Here is a 16,119-nt window from a genome sequence, read left to right on the forward strand (position 1 = left end):
GCGTGGCGTTCCCCGACACCACCGGGCTCCGCGCCGAGCCCGGCTCCTTCCGCGACCCCGGCAACCGGGTGTTCCACCGCGGCGGCGAGGTGCTGCGCGGGCTGGACGAGCGGTCCGCCCGGGACTGGTGTGCCCTGGCGGCCAGCGACTTCTTCCGCGACCTCCTCGCCACCGGCCAGGTATGCGGCACCGAGGAGCTGTTCCCCACCCCGGTGGACGTGCCCTGGGCCGCGGTGCTGCGCCACGAGCGGATCCCGTTCGTCTCGCACCCCTACGAGTGGTCGTACGGCATGCTGCGGGACGCGGCGCTGCTGCACCTGGAGGTGCTGCGCGCGGCGCTGGCGGCCGGCTTCACCACCAAGGACGGCTCGGCCTACAACGTGCAGTGGCGGGGCGCGCGGCCGGTCTTCATCGACGTCGGCTCGTTCGAGGCGGCCCGCGACGGCGAGCCCTGGGCCGGCTACCGGCAGTTCTGCCAGACCCTGCTCTATCCCCTGCTGATCCAGGCCCACCTCGGGCTGGACTTCCAGCCCTTCCTGCGGGCCCGCGTCGACGGCATCGAGCCGGACCAGATGCGCCGGCTCTTCGGCGGGGCCCGGCGGTGGCGCACCGGCGTGCTCACCCACGTGCACCTGCACGGCGCCGTGCAGGACCGCACCGCCGGGGACAGCACCAGCACGGTGCGCGCCCAGTTGCGGGCCGCCGGATACTCGCGCGAGCTGGCCCTGGCCACCGTGCGGGGGCTCACGAAGCTGGTCCGCCGGCTGGACCACCGGCCGGGGGACAGCCACTGGTCGGACTACCAGCGCACGTGCGCGTACTCGGTGCCGGACCGGCAGGCCAAGGAGCACTTCGTCGACCGGGCGGTGGCCGCCACCGGGCCGGGCCGGGTGCTCGACCTGGGCGCCAACGACGGCCGCTACGCCCGGATCGCCGCCCGCCACGCCGATCACGTGGTCGCCGTCGAGCAGGACCCGGCGGTGGTCGACGCCCTCTACCGCGCGCTGCGCGACGAGGGGGAGGGACGGGTCCTGCCGCTGGTCATGGACCTGGCCGACCCGTCGCCCGGCGGTGGCTGGCGGGGCGTCGAGCGGGCGGCCTTCGCCGACCGGGCGCGGGCCGACGTGGTGCTCGCCCTGGCCGTGGTGCACCACCTGGCGATCGGCCGGAACGTGCCGCTGCCCGAGGTGCTGGACCACCTCGCCGCGCTGACCGTGGCCGGCGGCAGCCTCGTGGTCGAGTTCGTGCATCCGGAGGATCCGATGGCTCGCCGGCTGCTGGCCAACAAGCCGGACGGGCTGTTCCCGGACTACCGCCGGGAGGCGTTCGAGTCGCTGCTCGCGGCGCGCGGGCGGGTCGTCGGCCGGACCGAGCTGCCGTCGGGCACCCGCACCCTCTACCAGGTGGTGGTGGGTGGCTGAGGGCACGCTCGCGCCACCGCAGGCCCCGCCCGCGCCCCCCGAACCGCCCCGGGCCCGCTGGCGGGGCGAGGTGGGCCGGCTGCTGGAGGTGGTGGCGCTGGTCGGGCTGGTGGTGACCCAGCCGCTGCTGGACGTGCTCGGCCGCAGCCCGGACTTCTTCCTGTTCCACCGCGCCTCCCGGACCGACGTGCTGCTCCTGGTGGCCCTCATCGCGATCGCGCCGACCGTGCCGTTCGCCCTGCTCGGCGCCGCCGGCCTGGTCGCCGGCCGGCCCGCCCGGGCGGCCCTGCACACCCTGATCGTGGGGCTGCTGCTGGCCGCGCTCGCGGTCCAGGTCGGCCGGCACCTCACGCCGCTGCGGGGCGTACCCCTGCTGCTCGTGGCGGGCCTGGCCGGCGCCGCCGGCGCGGCCGCCCGCCGGCGGTGGCGGGCCCTGGCCCGGGTGCTGCGGGTGGCCGCGGTGGGTCCGCTCGTCTTCGTCGGCCTGTTCGTCTTCGCCTCGCCGGCCTCGGCGGTGGTGCTGCCCCGGGGGCACGGCGGCGCGGCCGGGGTGGCCGGCGCGGGCGCCCACCCGCCGGTCGTCATGATCGTCCTGGACGAGCTGCCGCTGGTCTCGCTGCTGGGCCCGGACGGGAAGATCGACGCGGCCCGGTACCCGCACTTCGCGGAGCTGGCCGGCGGCTCGACCTGGTACCGCAACGCCACCGGTGTCAGCGGCTGGACCCCCTACGCGCTGCCGGCCATGCTCACGGGGCGCTACCCGGCGGAGCCGGTCGCGCCGCACTACTCGCGGTACCCGGACAACCTGTTCACCGCTCTCGGCGGCCTCTACGACATCAAGGCCGAGGAGAGCATCACCCGGCTCTGCCCGCCCAGCCGCTGCGAACAGCCGGCCAGCCCCGAGCAGGGGCTCGGCGTGCTGACCCGGGAGAGCGGGAAGCTGCTGCGCCAGGTCACCGCCCCGGTGGACAGCCGGATCGACCCGGAGGACTCCTACCGGGAGCAGACCCGCGCCGAGGCGGGGCTGGACGCCGCCGAGCCCGTGCCGGACGACCCGAAGTTCCGCTGGGACACCCTCGATGACAGCCAGCCCGCCCGGTTCACCACCTTCCTGGCCGGGCTGCGCCCCGCGAACCGGCCCACCCTGCACTTCCTGCACCTGCTGATGCCGCACTCGCCCTGGGTCTACCTGCCGTCCGGGGCGCACTACACCGCTCCGGACGACCTGCGCAGCGACGGGACCGGGTGGGTGGACCTGGCCCGGGCCCGGCACCTCGCCCAGCTCGGCTACACCGACCGGCTGATCGGCGAGACGCTGCGCACCCTGCGCGCCACCGGCCTCTACGACCAGGCGCTCGTGCTGGTCACCGCCGACCACGGGGTGAGCTTCCGGAAGGACTGGCAGGGCCGGGGGCTGGACGCCATCACCCACGCGGCCGACCAGGTCTCCTGGGTGCCGATGTTCGTCAAGGAACCGGGCCAGCGGGCCGGCCGGATCGACGACCGGAACTGGGAGCACGTGGACCTGCTGCCGACGATCGCCGACGAGACGCACGTGCGGATCCCGTGGCGGATGGACGGCCGCCCGGCCAGTCAGGCCCCGCGCGAGCGGGCCGACAAGCGCTTCTACGACACCCCCGGCCAGCCGCTGACGATCACCGGCGGAGTGCCGTCGCCGCCCGCGTCACCCGCGCCCGACCCGCTGGTCGGCACCCACGTCGGGGACCGGCCAGCCGGGGGTACGGCGACCGTGGCCAACCTCGCCGCGTTCCGCGACGTCGACGCCGCGCACGGCGAGCTGCCCGCGCTGGTCTGGGGGACCGTGCCCGCCTCGGTGCCGGACGGGACACGGCTCGCCGTGGCGGTCAACGGCACGGTCGGCGCTGTCGTCGCGGTGGTCCCGCCGGACTCCGCCGGCCGGCGGTTCGCCGCACTCCTTCCCGACGACCGGCTCTTCGCCGCCGGGGCCAACCGCCTCGACCTCTACCGGATCGGCGGCGACGGGACGCTGACCAGGCTCACCCTCTCGTGATCATCTGCCGGATCGCCGGGTAGCCTTCCCAGCCCGGGGTGGTCGCGCTTCCACCGGGTTTCCGAGTCGGCAAGTCGGGAATCGGGTGACGCATACCTCACCACGGAACCATGACGAGCGGTGTCCTCCCCACCGTGATTACGGTAAAAGCGAAGGCAATTCAACGAAGATCTTGCCGGCGAAGCGAGGAACAGATGACGGAAGTCAAGCTCGACCACCCCGGTGGGCAACTGTCGATGCCGGTGCAGTCCGCGGTCGAGGGGCCCGCCGGTATCGGGGTGGGCAAGCTGCTGAAGGAAACCGGGATGACGACGTACGACCCCGGTTTCGTGAACACGGCGTCCTGCTCGTCCGCGATCACCTACATCGACGGTGACGCGGGCATCCTGCGGTACCGCGGCTACCCCATCGAGCAGCTGGCCGAGAAGTCCTCCTTCCTGGAGGTCTCGTACCTGCTGATCTACGGCGAGCTGCCGAGCCAGACGCAGCTCACCGAGTTCAGCGAGCGGGTCCGCCGGCACTCGCTGCTGCACGAGGAGATGCGCCGCTTCTTCGACGGCTTCCCGCGCGACGCGCACCCGATGGCAGTGCTCTCCTCGGCCGTCAGCGCGATCTCGACCTTCTACCAGGACAGCCTGGACCCGTTCGACTCCGACCACGTGGAGATGTCCACGGTGCGGCTCATGGCGAAGGTCCCCACCATCGCCTCATACGCGTACAAGAAGTCGATCGGCCAGCCGCTGCTCTACCCGGACAACTCGCTGGGCTACGTCGAGAACTTCCTGCGGATGACCTTCGGCGTGCCGGCCGAGCCGTACGAGGTCGACCCGGTGATGGCCCGCGTGCTGGACATGCTGTTCATCCTGCACGCCGACCACGAGCAGAACTGCTCCACCTCGACCGTCCGGCTGGTCGGCTCCAGCAACGCCAACCTGTTCGCCTCGGTCTCGGCCGGCGTGAACGCGCTGTTCGGCCCGCTGCACGGCGGCGCCAACCAGGCCGTGCTGGAGATGCTCCAGAAGATCCAGGCCGACGGCGGCGACGTCCGCACCTTCGTACAGAAGGTCAAGGACAAGCAGGACGGCGTCAAGCTCATGGGCTTCGGCCACCGGGTCTACAAGAACTACGACCCGCGGGCCGCCATCGTGAAGAAGGCCGCCCAGGACGTGCTCGGCCGGATGGCCAAGCCGGACCCGCTGCTGGACCTCGCCATGCAGCTCGAGGAGATCGCCCTCGCCGACGACTTCTTCGTCTCCCGCCGGCTCTACCCGAACGTGGACTTCTACACCGGCCTCATCTACAAGGCCATGGGCTTCCCGACCAAGATGTTCACGGTGCTCTTCGCGCTGGGCCGGCTGCCCGGCTGGATCGCGCAGTGGCGCGAGATGATCAACGACCCGGAGACCAAGATCGGCCGCCCGCGGCAGATCTACACCGGCTACGCCGAGCGGGACTACGTCCCCGCCACGGAGCGCTGAGCCCGGTCCCGAACGGCGAAGGCCGCCGACCCCGCGCGGGGTCGGCGGCCTTCGTGTCGGTGCGTCAGCCCACCAGGGACCGCAGCGGGATCCCCGACTCCCGCAGGGCGCCCACCAGGTCACGCAGGAACGGGTGCTCGTCGGCCTGCAGGCCGGCCGGGTTCGGGATCACCACGTAGGCCGACCCGCCCGCCTCGGAGACCCGGGCCGTGCCGGTGTACCGGGCCACGACCGCTTCGGCACGCGCGCGGTCACCGGCGGCCACCTCGACGGTGATCGGGCGCCACTCGCCGCCCAGGTCGTCCGCCACCGGCTGGGCCGCCGCGGCCGCCCGGGCGGGGTCGACACCGGGCGTACGGCGCGCGGTGCCGCGGTCCGCCGCACCCGACGGGTAGAGCAGGGCGTTGGCCACGAGGTGCAACCCGTTCTCGTTGTACGCCCGGAAGAGCGGGTTGAACGCGAACAGCACGGCCCGGCCGGCGCCGGTCGGCTCGTCCACCAGCGCGACCGTGCCCTTCAACACCTCGCTGCGGGTGGTGTAGCCGTTCGCCCAGAAGGTGTCGTCGGACGGGTAGGTGAGGACGTTCGTGCCGGTGCTGCTCGGGGTCAGGATCGAGTCGCTGTTGTTGAACTCGAAGTCCTCGGCCGGGCGGCCCAGCGCCACCGGGCTGCGGCCGTCGACGTCGACCCGCAGGTGCGAGCCGATCATCCGGTAGTCCGCCGGCTTCGTCTTCTCCGTGGTGGAGGTGAGGCCGGCGGCCCGGGCCATCCGGGTGCCCTCGTTGCGCAGGCCGAGGTAGGTGTGGCCCTGGGCGATCCAGTTCCGCAGGTTCGCCTGCCCGGCGGCGGTGAGCCCGCCGGTCGCGCTGCTGCCGTCCGGCACGAGCAGCACGGTCCGCTCGGTGAACGCCGGGGTGTTGTCGTTGATGTCGGCGGTGGTCACCGGCGTGAGGTCGAGCCCCCACCGCTTCCCGAGGACGTACCGGGCCTCGCCGTGCGAGCCGGAGGTGGTGGAGATGCCGGTGCCCTGGAACAGCCCGACGTCCGGCAGGTCCACGGGGCTCCCGCCGGCCGCCGCGTCGCTCGGGCTCAGCGTCACCCCGAGCGACCGGGCCAGCCGGTCGATCTCCCGGGTCAGGCTCTTCGCGGGGAAGCCCACCACGGCGGTGTCGAGGTCACGGACGAGCGGCACGCCCTGGCCGAGCAGCCGGAAGGTGAGTTCGGCCGCCGCCGCCGAGTCCAGCGGGTACGCGTACGACCCCTTGGCCCCGGCCGCCGCGGCCGTGCCGCCGGTGATCTCCCGGACCAGCCGGGCGTGCGGCCGCACGTCGTCGCCGGTGTAGAGGGTGTCCACGCCCATGAGCAGCGGGTTGCTCCAGGACGACACGTCGTAGAAGTAGGGGAACGGGACGTACGGGTCCTCGCCCATGATCGCCTGGATCCAGTGCTTCTGCGGCTGGTCCATCGGGATCCAGTACGCACCGACCGGCACCGTCACGTCGGTGGCGGTGCGCCCGCCGAAGACCCGGGCCGTGGGCACCTTCGTCGGCTTGGTCACCTCGTAGACCTCGACGTCCATCCGGCGCAGCCGCTCGACCAGCTGCCGCACGTCGGCGAGCTGCCGGTCGGGCAGCAGGAAGTACGAGCGGATCTTGACGTCCGGCACCGGGAACTGGACGGTGTTGGTCGGCTGGACGACCTCGTTCGGCTCCAGCGCCCCAGCCCGGCCCTCGGCGAGCGCGTCCGTCCAGATCTTGAAGTAGCTGGTCAGCACCTCGTGCTTGTTCGCGGCGGCCCACCCGAGGGTGGACCACTGGGTGTGGAACTGCTGCTGGACCCGGTCGGCCACCGCCGAGGCGCTGCCCTTCTCGAAGGTCATGCCGGCCGCGCCGAAACCGGCGGCCGGGACGGTGTCGCCGTAGCCCATGAAGAACAGGTCGTAGGTCGCGTAGTTGAAGTAGCACTCGGTGGTGACGGCGCCGCCGCAGGCGCCGTTGAAGCCGAAGCCGGCCTTGTTGGCCTCGCCGATGCGGTTGATCCAGTCGACGTTCTCGCTGGCGATCTCGTGGTGGATCGGATCGGCGTTGGGCGGGAAGAAGTACTGCCGGCCGCCCATCTCGTGCGCGTCGATGAAGACCTGCGGCGGGTACTGCCGCAGGAGCTCGATCTTGCCGTCGGTCTCCTGCTGGGTGCGGGCGAACCAGTCCCGGTTCATGTCGAAGCCGTACTCGTTCTGCCGCCGGTTGGCGTCGCGACCGTCCGGGTTCTGGGTCGGCACGATGACGGTGACCAGGTTGTCGTTCCGCTCGGCGACGGCGCAGGACAGCCCGGACGCCAGCTCGTACAGGGTCTTGAGCGCGGCGTCCGTGCCGCTCTTCTCCCCGCCGTGCACGTTCCCGGCCACCCAGACGATGGCCGGGCGGTCGGCCGCGGTCTCGGCGGCCTTCTTCGGCTTCGTCCGGCGCGGGTCCCGCAGGTCGCGGATGTCGTCGGCGATCTGCCGCAGCGCGCCCGGCCGGACGTGCCGTTCGTTGGAGACGATGGCGTACGGCAGCGGCTGGCCGAGCACGCTCGTCGCCATGACGCCGGTGACCACACGGTCGGAGGCGGCGTCGACGGCCGCCAGGTAGCCACGGACCTCGTCGTTGGTGACGACCCGCTCCTGGCCCGTCCCGAGCGGGAAGCCCAGCGCGGACTCGGGGCTGGGCACGGTGGACAGCCGGGCGGCAGGGTCGTTGCTGCAGGTGGGGGGAGTGGGGGCGGCGCCGGCCGGCGTGCCCTGGAGCAACGGTGTCAGACCCGTGAGCAGGAGCAGCGCGGCGGCGCCGGCCGTTCTTCTCGCGCGGACCGCCCTGAGTGGACGCTTGGACAGGCGCATCGGCATGCCTCGTTTCCCTCGGCAGTAGATCCAGTGACCTGGATCGAAACGTATGACCCGCGGTTTCCCGGGGCAAGGCTCGGTTCGTGCGGTCAGTGGGCGCGGTGCCCGTTCTCGCCGCCCGTGGTGGGCAGGCTGCCGAGCACGCGGTTGATGATGTGGATCCGCGCTCCGGCGACCCGGTAGTCGGCGCACACGGTGTCGGCCTGGCCGGCCAGGCGGGCGGTCGCCCCGCCACCGGTGACCGTCACCCTGGTGCCGCCGAGCGTGGTGACCGTGCCGGCGGCCACCAGGTCGGCCAGCGACAGCGACCCGGCGACGAGGTGTTCGCGGAGCAGGCCGCGCAGCTTGTCCCGGTCGGCCACGAGCAAATGGTCCAGGTCGTCCTCGGAGAACTTGGCGGCGAAGGCGTCGTCGGTCGGGGCCAGGATGGTCACCCCCGCGCCGCCCCGCAGGTCGGCGGACATGCCGGACGCCCGCACGGCCGCGTCGAACGTGGTGAGGACGGGCAGCCACTGCAGGGCCACCTCGGCCGGTTGACCGGCCAGCGCGGCCGGGTTGCCCGGGTCGCTGCCGGAGGGCAGCAGGTCGCACAGCGGGCCGGTCACCACGGGTGCGGCCTTCGGTGCGGCGCCGGCCGTGGTCGATGAGGCGCTGCCGGCGCCGGAGCAGCCCGTGCCGGTGAGCACCAGGGACAGCGCGGCCGCGGCGAGGGCAGTCGTCCGTCGCCGGCCGGCCGGCCGCCGGAGCCGGGGGAGGGATCGGGATCGCGGGGGGATGACGGGCCGTTCCACGGCGTTCTCCGGTCGGTCGGGTCGTACCGGCAGGCCCGGGAGGCCGGACCTGCCGGTACGACGGTCAACGGGGTCAGAGGCTCGCGCACTGGCCGCTCTTCGGGCCCTCCACCGAGTTGCTCACCCCGAGGTTGTCCGGCGCCTGGGCGTTGCCGCCGCAGCTCAGCGGACCGGTCACGGTGTTCGCCGCCACCAGCGGCGCGTCACCGCGGTTGCCCGACACGTCGACCGGGCCGGTGACCTTCGCGTCGACGATCACCACCGGGCCGCTGGACTGCGCGACCCGCACCGGGCCCTCGACCGTGGTGTCGGTGAGGAAGACCCCGGCCGCGCCGCTGGCGTCCACCGGGCCGGTGATCGTCGAGCCGGTGGCGATCAGCGTGCCGCCGGCCCGGACCCGGACCGGGCCGGTCACGGTGGCGTCCCGCAGGCAGGTGACGCCGGAGACCACCAGCGCCCCGGAGCGCGGGCCGGTCACCGTCGGGTACACCCGCTCGCCGGCGACCAGTTCCTCCGTCGCCTGTCCGTCGAGCAGCAGCGGGATCAGGCCCCGCTCGGGCTGAGCGAGGGGCACCAGGTACCCGTCCGCGACCTTGACCACCTTCCAGCCGTGCGCGGCGAGCCGCTCCGCCACGGTGGTCCGCTGGCCGGCCGGGCCGTCGGTGCGCTCGCCGTGGTACTGCTCCTCGGTGAGCCGGTAGGCGCACGGCACGTCGGTGAGGATCTGGTCCTCGCGCGGGGCGTCCAGCGGCGGCGGGGCCTCGCCCGGGTGCGGCGAGGGGTACGCCGCGATCGGCCGGGAGCCGCGGAAGACGATCCGGCCGGTGTTCGACACCTGGAACGTGATCCCCTCGGCCCGCGCCGAGGTGATCTCCTTGAGGTTCGCCCGGTGGTAGTCGAGGAACTGCTGGAACGTCCAGAGCGCCGAGAACGTCTTGCGCCGCCGGTTGTTCGCCGTGTTGCCCTCGTCCGGCCGGGTCGTGCCGCCTGAGCTGCGCAGCTCCAGCAGGGAGTTCACCACGTTCTTGAGGCCCAGCGTGTTGCGCAGGATGGTCTCCTCGCTGAGCCCCACGTTCCCGCCGCCGTTGCAGCCGTACGGGCAGGGCCACCAGCCGTCCTTCGCGCCCTGCGTGTACATGTGACCCTCGATCATGTGCTGCGACTCGTCGAAGATCGGCTGGGCGACGTTCTGGTGCCGCGGCGGCAGCATCGGCAGGTCGCCGGCGCTGGAGTTGCCGAACTCGTGCCCGTCGTAGCCGGCCACCGGCCGGTAGTCGCGCAGCATGCGCATCAGCGCGAAGGTCTCCGGCTGGCGGATCAGCGAGTAGTCCCGGTTGAGGTCCTGGCCGGTGGAGTTGCCGCGCGTGTTGGCCGCCCGGCCGTCCCCGTTGATGGTCGGCACGATCAGGACGGTGGTGTGCGACAGCAGGTCCAGCGTCCGCGGGTCGTCGCTGAAGGCCAGCTGGCGCGCCATGATCAGGCAGGCTTCCCGGTCACCGGGCTCGTTGCCGTGCACGTTGCAGTTGACCATCAGCGGCGAGGTCGCGGCCACCGCCGCCGGGGTGGCCGGCGGGGTGGGGTAGCCGATGACGAACATGTTGATCGGGCGGCCCAGCGCGGTCCGGCCGATCTCGGTCACCCGGACGCGGTCGCTCAGCTCGTCGACCGCCGCGGTGTACGCGTACTCGTTGACGTCGCTGGTGTACTGCGCCGCGAGGGTGGTCTCCCACTGGGTCCGGAGGTTCTGGCCCGGCACGGCGGGGTCCCCCCAGGGTGCCCGGGTGGTGCCGGTCACCGGCGCCGAGTACGCCTCGGCGGTGGTGCCGAAGCGGGCCCGGACCCGCCACTGGAACCGGGTGCCGGGGTTGAACCCGGCGTCGGCGAAGGTGGGCGAGGAGTTGTTGATCTGACGGTTCGGCCGCCATACGCCGGTGATCACCGCCGGTCCGGTCGCCGTGTCGTCGGCGGCGACCGGGGTACGTTCGATCTGGTAGTCGGTGGCGCCGTCGACCGGCGTCCAGGCGAGGGTGGCGTAGCCGTCGCCCTGCGCGACCGTCAGGCCCTGGACCTGGTTCGGCTCGGTCGGGTCGGCCTGTGCGGGCACCGGCCCGGCGAACGCCGCCAGGCTGGCGGCGAGCAGGGCGGAGAGGATGGCCGTCGTCCGTCTGTCTCTCATGGAAGCTCCAGAACAGGTGGGATGACTTCGGTCCGGACAGCACACGTGAGTCAGCCCGTCCCTGGTCGACGGTCGACGATTTCTTGAGATTGATCTGAGGATCGACGGCTCAGGCCGGCCGGAGCCGGTAGCCCACCCCGCGTACGGTCTCCACGAGGCCGGCCTCGTCGAGCTTGCCCCGCAGGGCCGCGACGTGGACGTCGAGGGTGTGGCCGCCGCCCCAGGTGGTCTGCCAGACGTCCATGAGCAGCCGTTCCCGGGGCACCACGGTCCCGGCCTGCCGGGCCAGCGCCATCAGCAGCGCGAACTCCTTGCGGGTCAGGACCACCTCCCGGTCGCCGAGCCAGACCCGCCGGGCGTTGAGGTCCAGCCGCAGGTCGCCGACCTCCAGCTCCGACTCGGTCCGGGAGGTACGCGAGGCGCGGCGCATCACCGCCTCGATCCGGGCCTGCAACTCCGCCATCGAGAACGGCTTCACCACGTAGTCGTCGGCGCCGGCGCGCAGCCCCGCCACCCGGTCCCGCTCGTCGCCGCGGGCGGTCACCGCGATGATCGCGATGTCCTCGTTGTGCCGGCGGATCTCCCGGCACAACGCGAGGCCGTCCCGGTCGGGAAGGTTGAGGTCGAGCAGCATGAGGTCCACGGGCCCCGCCTCGACCGCCTCCGACGCGGTGGTGGCCGTGATGACCAGGTTGCCGCGGCGGCGCAGCGCGGCGGCGAGCGCGGACGCGACTCGCAGGTCGTCCTCCACCAGAAGCACCCGCACCGCGTCTCCCTCGGACCTCGTCGTCACCGGTTCAGGCGAGTCTGTCCGATCCGCACGGCCCGCGACCAGCCCGAACTTCAGATCACGACCGGACGATCATTCACGTCGACCCGTCGGGCGGATTCCGCGAACCGTCGCGTTGCGATCTTGGCGAGCCGCCGTTCGTCGCGGACGGTGAGCCGCCACGATTCGCGTCACCCCTCAGGAGTCCATCGGGGGTAGGACAAACGCCGTGGAGACCGCCAGCTCCCGGTCGAGCACCTCGGCGCGGGGGACGAAGACCATCGCCCGGCCCTCGCCGAGCACCACGTCCTCCTGGGTGGCGTCGGTGGTGCCGTGGAAGGCGTGCACCGTGACCGTGTGCGGGAAGCCCTCCTCGTACGGCCGCGGGCCGCTCCACAGAGGGCGCAGCTCGCCGGCGGTCAGGCCGGTCTCCTCCAGCAGTTCCCGGCGGGCGGCCTCCTCCGGCGTCTCGCCGGGCTCGATGCGGCCCCCGGGCAGACTCCACTGGTTCGGGGAGACGGGCGCGTGCTCGTCCCGGTGCTGCAGAAGGATCGCGCCGGAGGTGTTCACGAGCAGGACGATCGCCACTTCGTAGGAGGCCATTTGTGGATCATGCCATGCGGCATTCGCGTGGGGCATGATCCACTCCAGCTCCCCGTGGTGGCGGTGTCCGAACGTGTCGGACGCCGCCACCTCGGCGAGCTGGAGCTGGAGCCGATCAGCCCCGGCGGGGTCAGCGCAGGCCGGCGGCGGCCAGCAGGTTGCCCTCGGGCCGGGCGGGCAGGGTCCGGCCCGCGGTCATCCGCTGCTCGGCGCGGGCGGCCGTGAACGCCGGGTCGCCCGCGATGGCCGCAGCGTACGCGGCGGCGGTGCGGGACGCGATGGCCGACCAGCCGTACTGCTCGTGGACCATGGTGCGGGCGCGCCGGGCGAGCAGCCGCGCCCGGTCCCGGTCCGACAGCAGCGTGTGCACCGCCTCGGCGAGCCCCTCCGGGTCCTGCGGCGCGAAGGTCAGCCCGGTCACGCCCGGCTCGACGATCTCGGCCAGCCCGCCGGTGCGGGCCACCGCGAGCGGCGCGCCGGCGGCCGCGCCCTCCAGGGCCACCATGCCGAACGGCTCGTAGATGCTGGGCACCGCGAAGCAGTCCGAGGCGGCCATCACGGCGGGCAGGTCGGTGCCGCCGAGGAAGCCCGGCATGCTCACCGTGCCGCCCAGCCCGAGCCGGCGCACCTCGTCCTCCAGGGTCGCCCGGTACGGCCCGTCGCCGACGATCACGGCGCGCAGCCCCGGGTGCCGGTCGCGGAGCCGGGGCAGCCCGGCGAGGAGGTGCTGCACGCCCTTCTCGTAGACGAGTCGGCCGGCGAAGGTGACCAGCGGGCCGTCCCCGGCGAACCGGGCCCGGGCGGCGGCGACGGCCGGGCCGGGCACCCGCCAGCGGTGCGGCTCCACCCCGTTGGGGACCACGTCGACCCGGGCGGGGTCCACCCCGAACAGCGCGCCCACCTCGTCGCGCATGTAGCCGGAGCAGACGATCACCCGGCCCGACTCGGTGGCCAGCCAGTGCTCGACGCCGTGGATGGTGCGGTTCATCTCCTCGGGCAGCCAGCCCTGGTGCCGGCCGGCCTCGGTGGCGTGGATGGTGCTGACCAGCGGCACGTCCAGGTGCTCGCGCAGGGTCATGGCGGTGTGCGCGACCAGCCAGTCGTGGGCGTGGATGACGTCGTACGCGCCGGACTCGGCGGCGCGCAGGGCGGCCCGGGTGAGGGTGTGGTTGAAGGCCATGGTCCAGGCGAGCAGCGAACCGGTGGCGAGCGGGAAGGTGACCGGGTCCTCGGCGGCGCGGACGATGCGCACGCCGTCGGCGTACTCCTCCAGCGGCGCGCCGTCGGCGTGCCGGGTGACGACGGTGACCTCGTGGCCGGCGGCGGCCAGGGCGACGGAGAGGGCGTGCACGTGGCGGCCGAGGCCACCGACGAGCACCGGCGGGTACTCCCACGACAGCATGAGGATTCGCCGAGTCCGCGGCGGCACACCGGGCTGCGGCGGGATGGTGGGGCGGGAGGTGAGGGTGGGCCGGTGGGTCCGGTCCGTCGCGGTGGCGGGCTGGGCGCCGACCCGCAGGGTGGTCACATCGATCTCCGTCCATGCATGCTGCTACGCGCCGGCGTCAGTGGCGGCGTGGGGAGCGTGGTGGGTCGGCCGAACGGCCGAGGCGGACCCGCGCGGGCACGCGCGTCCGTTATCCAGGAAAGGCCATCCCGCCCGAACCCGCATCCGGAAAAGGGCGATCGTGACGGACAACACCTGAAGGTTCAGCCGGTCTCAGGTCGGCGGATTTCGGTTACCGTCCGAACGGGTGGATTGGCGGAGCGTGCCGCGGGGCATAAGCGGCGTGCGCACCGGCGGCCCGCCCGTCCGGTGCGCTCATGATCATGGCCGAAGGAGCGACATGCAGGTCTGGCCGGGCGAGAGCTACCCCCTCGGCGCCACCTACGACGGGATGGGAACCAACTTCGCGATCTTCTCCGAGGTGGCCGAGAAGATCGAGCTCTGCCTGTTCGACGAGTGGGACACCGGCGCCGAGCGCCGGGTCGAGCTGCGCGAGGTCGACGCCTACGTCTGGCACGCCTACCTGCCCGGCGTCGAGCCCGGCCAGCGCTACGGCTACCGGGTGCACGGCCCGTGGGACCCGGCCAACGGACTGCGGTGCAACCCGCACAAGCTGCTCCTGGACCCGTACGCGAAGGCGGTCGACGGCGAGGTCACCTGGGACCCGGCGGTGTACGACTACGAGGTGGGCGGCGACCCGGACCGGCGCAACGAGACCGACTCCGCGCCGTTCATGCCGAAGTCGGTGGTGGTGAACCCGTACTTCGACTGGGGCAACGACCGGCCCCCGCGCACGCCCTACCACCACTCGGTGATCTACGAGGCCCACGTGCGGGGCCTGACCATGCGCCACCCGGACATCCCCGAGGAGCTGCGCGGCACGTACGCGGCGATGGCCTCACCCGTGATGATCGACTACTTCAAGCGGCTCGGGGTGACCGCCGTCGAGCTGATGCCGGTGCACGAGTTCGTGCACGACCACCGGCTGGCCGACCTGGGGCTGCGCAACTACTGGGGCTACAACACCATCGGCTTCTTCGCCCCGCACCACGGCTACTCGGCGCTCGGCCGGCTCGGCCAGCAGGTGCAGGAGTTCCGCGGCATGGTCAAGGCGCTGCACGCGGCCGGCATCGAGGTGATCCTCGACGTGGTCTACAACCACACCGCCGAGGGCAACCACCTCGGGCCGTCGCTGAGCTTCAAGGGCATCGACACCCCGAGCTACTACCGGCTCTCCGAGGAGGATCGCCGGTACTTCGTCGACTACACGGGCACCGGCAACAGCCTCAACGTGCGCAGCCCGCACTCGCTCCAGCTGATCATGGATTCGCTGCGCTACTGGGTCACCGAGATGCACGTCGACGGCTTCCGCTTCGACCTCGCGGCCACCCTGGCCCGGGAGTTCTACGAGGTGGACCGCCTCTCCACCTTCTTCGAGGTGGTGCAGCAGGACCCGGTGGTGGGCCGGGTCAAGCTGATCGCGGAGCCGTGGGACGTCGGCCCGGGCGGCTACCAGGTGGGCAACTTCCCGCCGCAGTGGACCGAGTGGAACGGCAAGTACCGGGACACCGTGCGCGACTTCTGGCGCGGCGAGCCGAACACGCTGGCCGAGTTCGCCTCCCGGATCTCCGGCTCCGCCGACCTCTACCAGGACGACGGGCGCCGCCCGTTCCACAGCATCAACTTCGTCACCTGCCACGACGGGTTCACGCTCAACGACCTGGTCTCGTACAACGACAAGCACAACGAGGCCAACGGCGAGGAGAACCGGGACGGCGAGAGCCACAACCGCTCGTGGAACTGTGGCGTCGAGGGGGAGACCGGCGACCCCGCCGTGCTCGCCCTGCGCGCCCGGCAGCGGCGCAACTTCCTGGCCACCCTCATCCTCTCCCAGGGCGTGCCGATGCTCGGCCACGGCGACGAGCTGGGCCGCACCCAGCGCGGCAACAACAACGCCTACTGCCAGGACAGCGAGCTGGCCTGGGTCGACTGGACGCGGGCCGACGAGGAGCTCCTCGCCTTCGTCCGGCGGCTCACCGAGTTCCGCAACCGCCACCAGGTGTTCCGCCGCCGGCGGTTCTTCACCGGGCTGCCGGTCGGCGGCCGGGCCGCCGGCAGCGCCCTGCCCGACCTGGCCTGGTACACGCCCGACGGGCGGGAGATGACCGGCGAGGACTGGGGCAACGACTTCGGCCGCTCGGTGGCCCTGTTCGTCAACGGCGACGGCATCCCGGAACGCGGCCAGTACGGCCAGCGCCACCGCGACGACTCCTTCCTGCTGCTGTTCAACGCGCACGACGCTCCGCTGGACTTCACCCTGCCGCCGGCCGAGTTCGGGCAGCGGTGGGAGCTGGTCATCAGCACCGCGGACCCGGATCCGGAGAAGACCCTCACGGTCGAGGCGGCCGGCAGCGTGTGCGTCCCCGACCGCTCGCTGCTGGTCCTGGAGAGGACGGCCTGA

10 protein-coding genes are annotated in these 16,119 nt (G+C 72.7%); 4 read left to right on the forward strand and 6 right to left on the reverse strand.

Translation table 11 applies throughout. The features are described from left to right. Window positions 1–2: 2 nt before the first annotated feature. From GCE86_RS06415 to GCE86_RS06425, 3 genes are all read left to right on the forward strand, one after another. Complete coding sequence (locus tag GCE86_RS06415) at window positions 3–1,421, forward strand: methyltransferase domain-containing protein (RefSeq protein WP_154226072.1); 1,419 nt, start codon at window positions 3–5, stop codon at window positions 1,419–1,421. Further along, on the forward strand, window positions 1,414–3,453 hold the full coding sequence (locus GCE86_RS06420) for a sulfatase-like hydrolase/transferase (RefSeq protein WP_154226073.1): 2,040 nt from the start codon (window positions 1,414–1,416) through the stop codon (window positions 3,451–3,453). The genes GCE86_RS06415 and GCE86_RS06420 overlap by 8 nt, the downstream gene beginning before the upstream one ends. 194 nt (window positions 3,454–3,647) lie before the next feature. Further along, complete coding sequence (locus tag GCE86_RS06425; protein ID WP_154226074.1) at window positions 3,648–4,931, forward strand: citrate synthase; 1,284 nt, start codon at window positions 3,648–3,650, stop codon at window positions 4,929–4,931. A 64-nt stretch (window positions 4,932–4,995) separates the two neighbouring features. Here the strand turns inward: GCE86_RS06425 and GCE86_RS06430 are convergent, their stop codons facing one another. From GCE86_RS06430 to GCE86_RS06455, 6 genes are all read right to left on the reverse strand, one after another. Continuing rightward, a complete protein-coding gene (locus GCE86_RS06430; RefSeq protein ID WP_239542997.1) occupies window positions 4,996–7,815 on the reverse strand; it encodes a M14 family zinc carboxypeptidase in 2,820 nt (939 codons plus the stop codon). Window positions 7,816–7,901: 86 nt separating this feature from the next. Further along, window positions 7,902–8,603: a fasciclin domain-containing protein gene (locus GCE86_RS06435; protein WP_154226075.1), complete on the reverse strand. Its 702-nt coding sequence runs from the start codon at window positions 8,601–8,603 to the stop codon at window positions 7,902–7,904. Window positions 8,604–8,676: 73 nt separating this feature from the next. After that, window positions 8,677–10,779, reverse strand: coding sequence for a M14 family metallopeptidase (locus GCE86_RS06440; protein ID WP_154226076.1), 2,103 nt, complete (start codon window positions 10,777–10,779; stop codon window positions 8,677–8,679). 109 nt (window positions 10,780–10,888) lie between these two features. Further along, complete coding sequence (locus tag GCE86_RS06445) at window positions 10,889–11,545, reverse strand: response regulator transcription factor (protein ID WP_154226077.1); 657 nt, start codon at window positions 11,543–11,545, stop codon at window positions 10,889–10,891. A 201-nt stretch (window positions 11,546–11,746) separates the two neighbouring features. After that, window positions 11,747–12,151 carry an NUDIX hydrolase gene (locus tag GCE86_RS06450; protein ID WP_154226078.1) on the reverse strand — a complete coding sequence of 135 codons (405 nt, stop codon included), beginning with the start codon at window positions 12,149–12,151 and terminating at the stop codon, window positions 11,747–11,749. Between the two features lie 130 nt (window positions 12,152–12,281). Continuing rightward, entirely contained in the window at window positions 12,282–13,679 is a 1,398-nt protein-coding gene (locus GCE86_RS06455; RefSeq protein ID WP_154226079.1) for a glycosyltransferase family 4 protein, read from the reverse strand. A 319-nt stretch (window positions 13,680–13,998) separates the two neighbouring features. Here GCE86_RS06455 and glgX point away from each other — a divergent pair, with 319 nt between their 5' ends. After that, the gene (glgX, locus tag GCE86_RS06460) at window positions 13,999–16,119 is read left to right on the forward strand and encodes a glycogen debranching protein GlgX (RefSeq protein WP_154226080.1); all 2,121 of its coding nucleotides are present in this window, start codon (window positions 13,999–14,001) and stop codon (window positions 16,117–16,119) included.

Source organism: Micromonospora terminaliae (genome assembly GCF_009671205.1).
In the GTDB taxonomy this organism is placed as follows: domain Bacteria; phylum Actinomycetota; class Actinomycetes; order Mycobacteriales; family Micromonosporaceae; genus Micromonospora; species Micromonospora terminaliae.

Coding starts and splice junctions, on each gene's coding strand:
- GCE86_RS06425 (WP_154226074.1), top strand. CDS start 3,648: ATGACGGAAGTCAAGCTCGACCACCCCGGTGGGCAACTGTCGATGCCG.
- GCE86_RS06440 (WP_154226076.1), bottom strand. CDS start 10,779: ATGAGAGACAGACGGACGACGGCCATCCTCTCCGCCCTGCTCGCCGCC.
- GCE86_RS06430 (WP_239542997.1), bottom strand. CDS start 7,815: ATGCCGATGCGCCTGTCCAAGCGTCCACTCAGGGCGGTCCGCGCGAGA.
- glgX (WP_154226080.1), top strand. CDS start 13,999: ATGCAGGTCTGGCCGGGCGAGAGCTACCCCCTCGGCGCCACCTACGAC.
- GCE86_RS06450 (WP_154226078.1), bottom strand. CDS start 12,151: ATGGCCTCCTACGAAGTGGCGATCGTCCTGCTCGTGAACACCTCCGGC.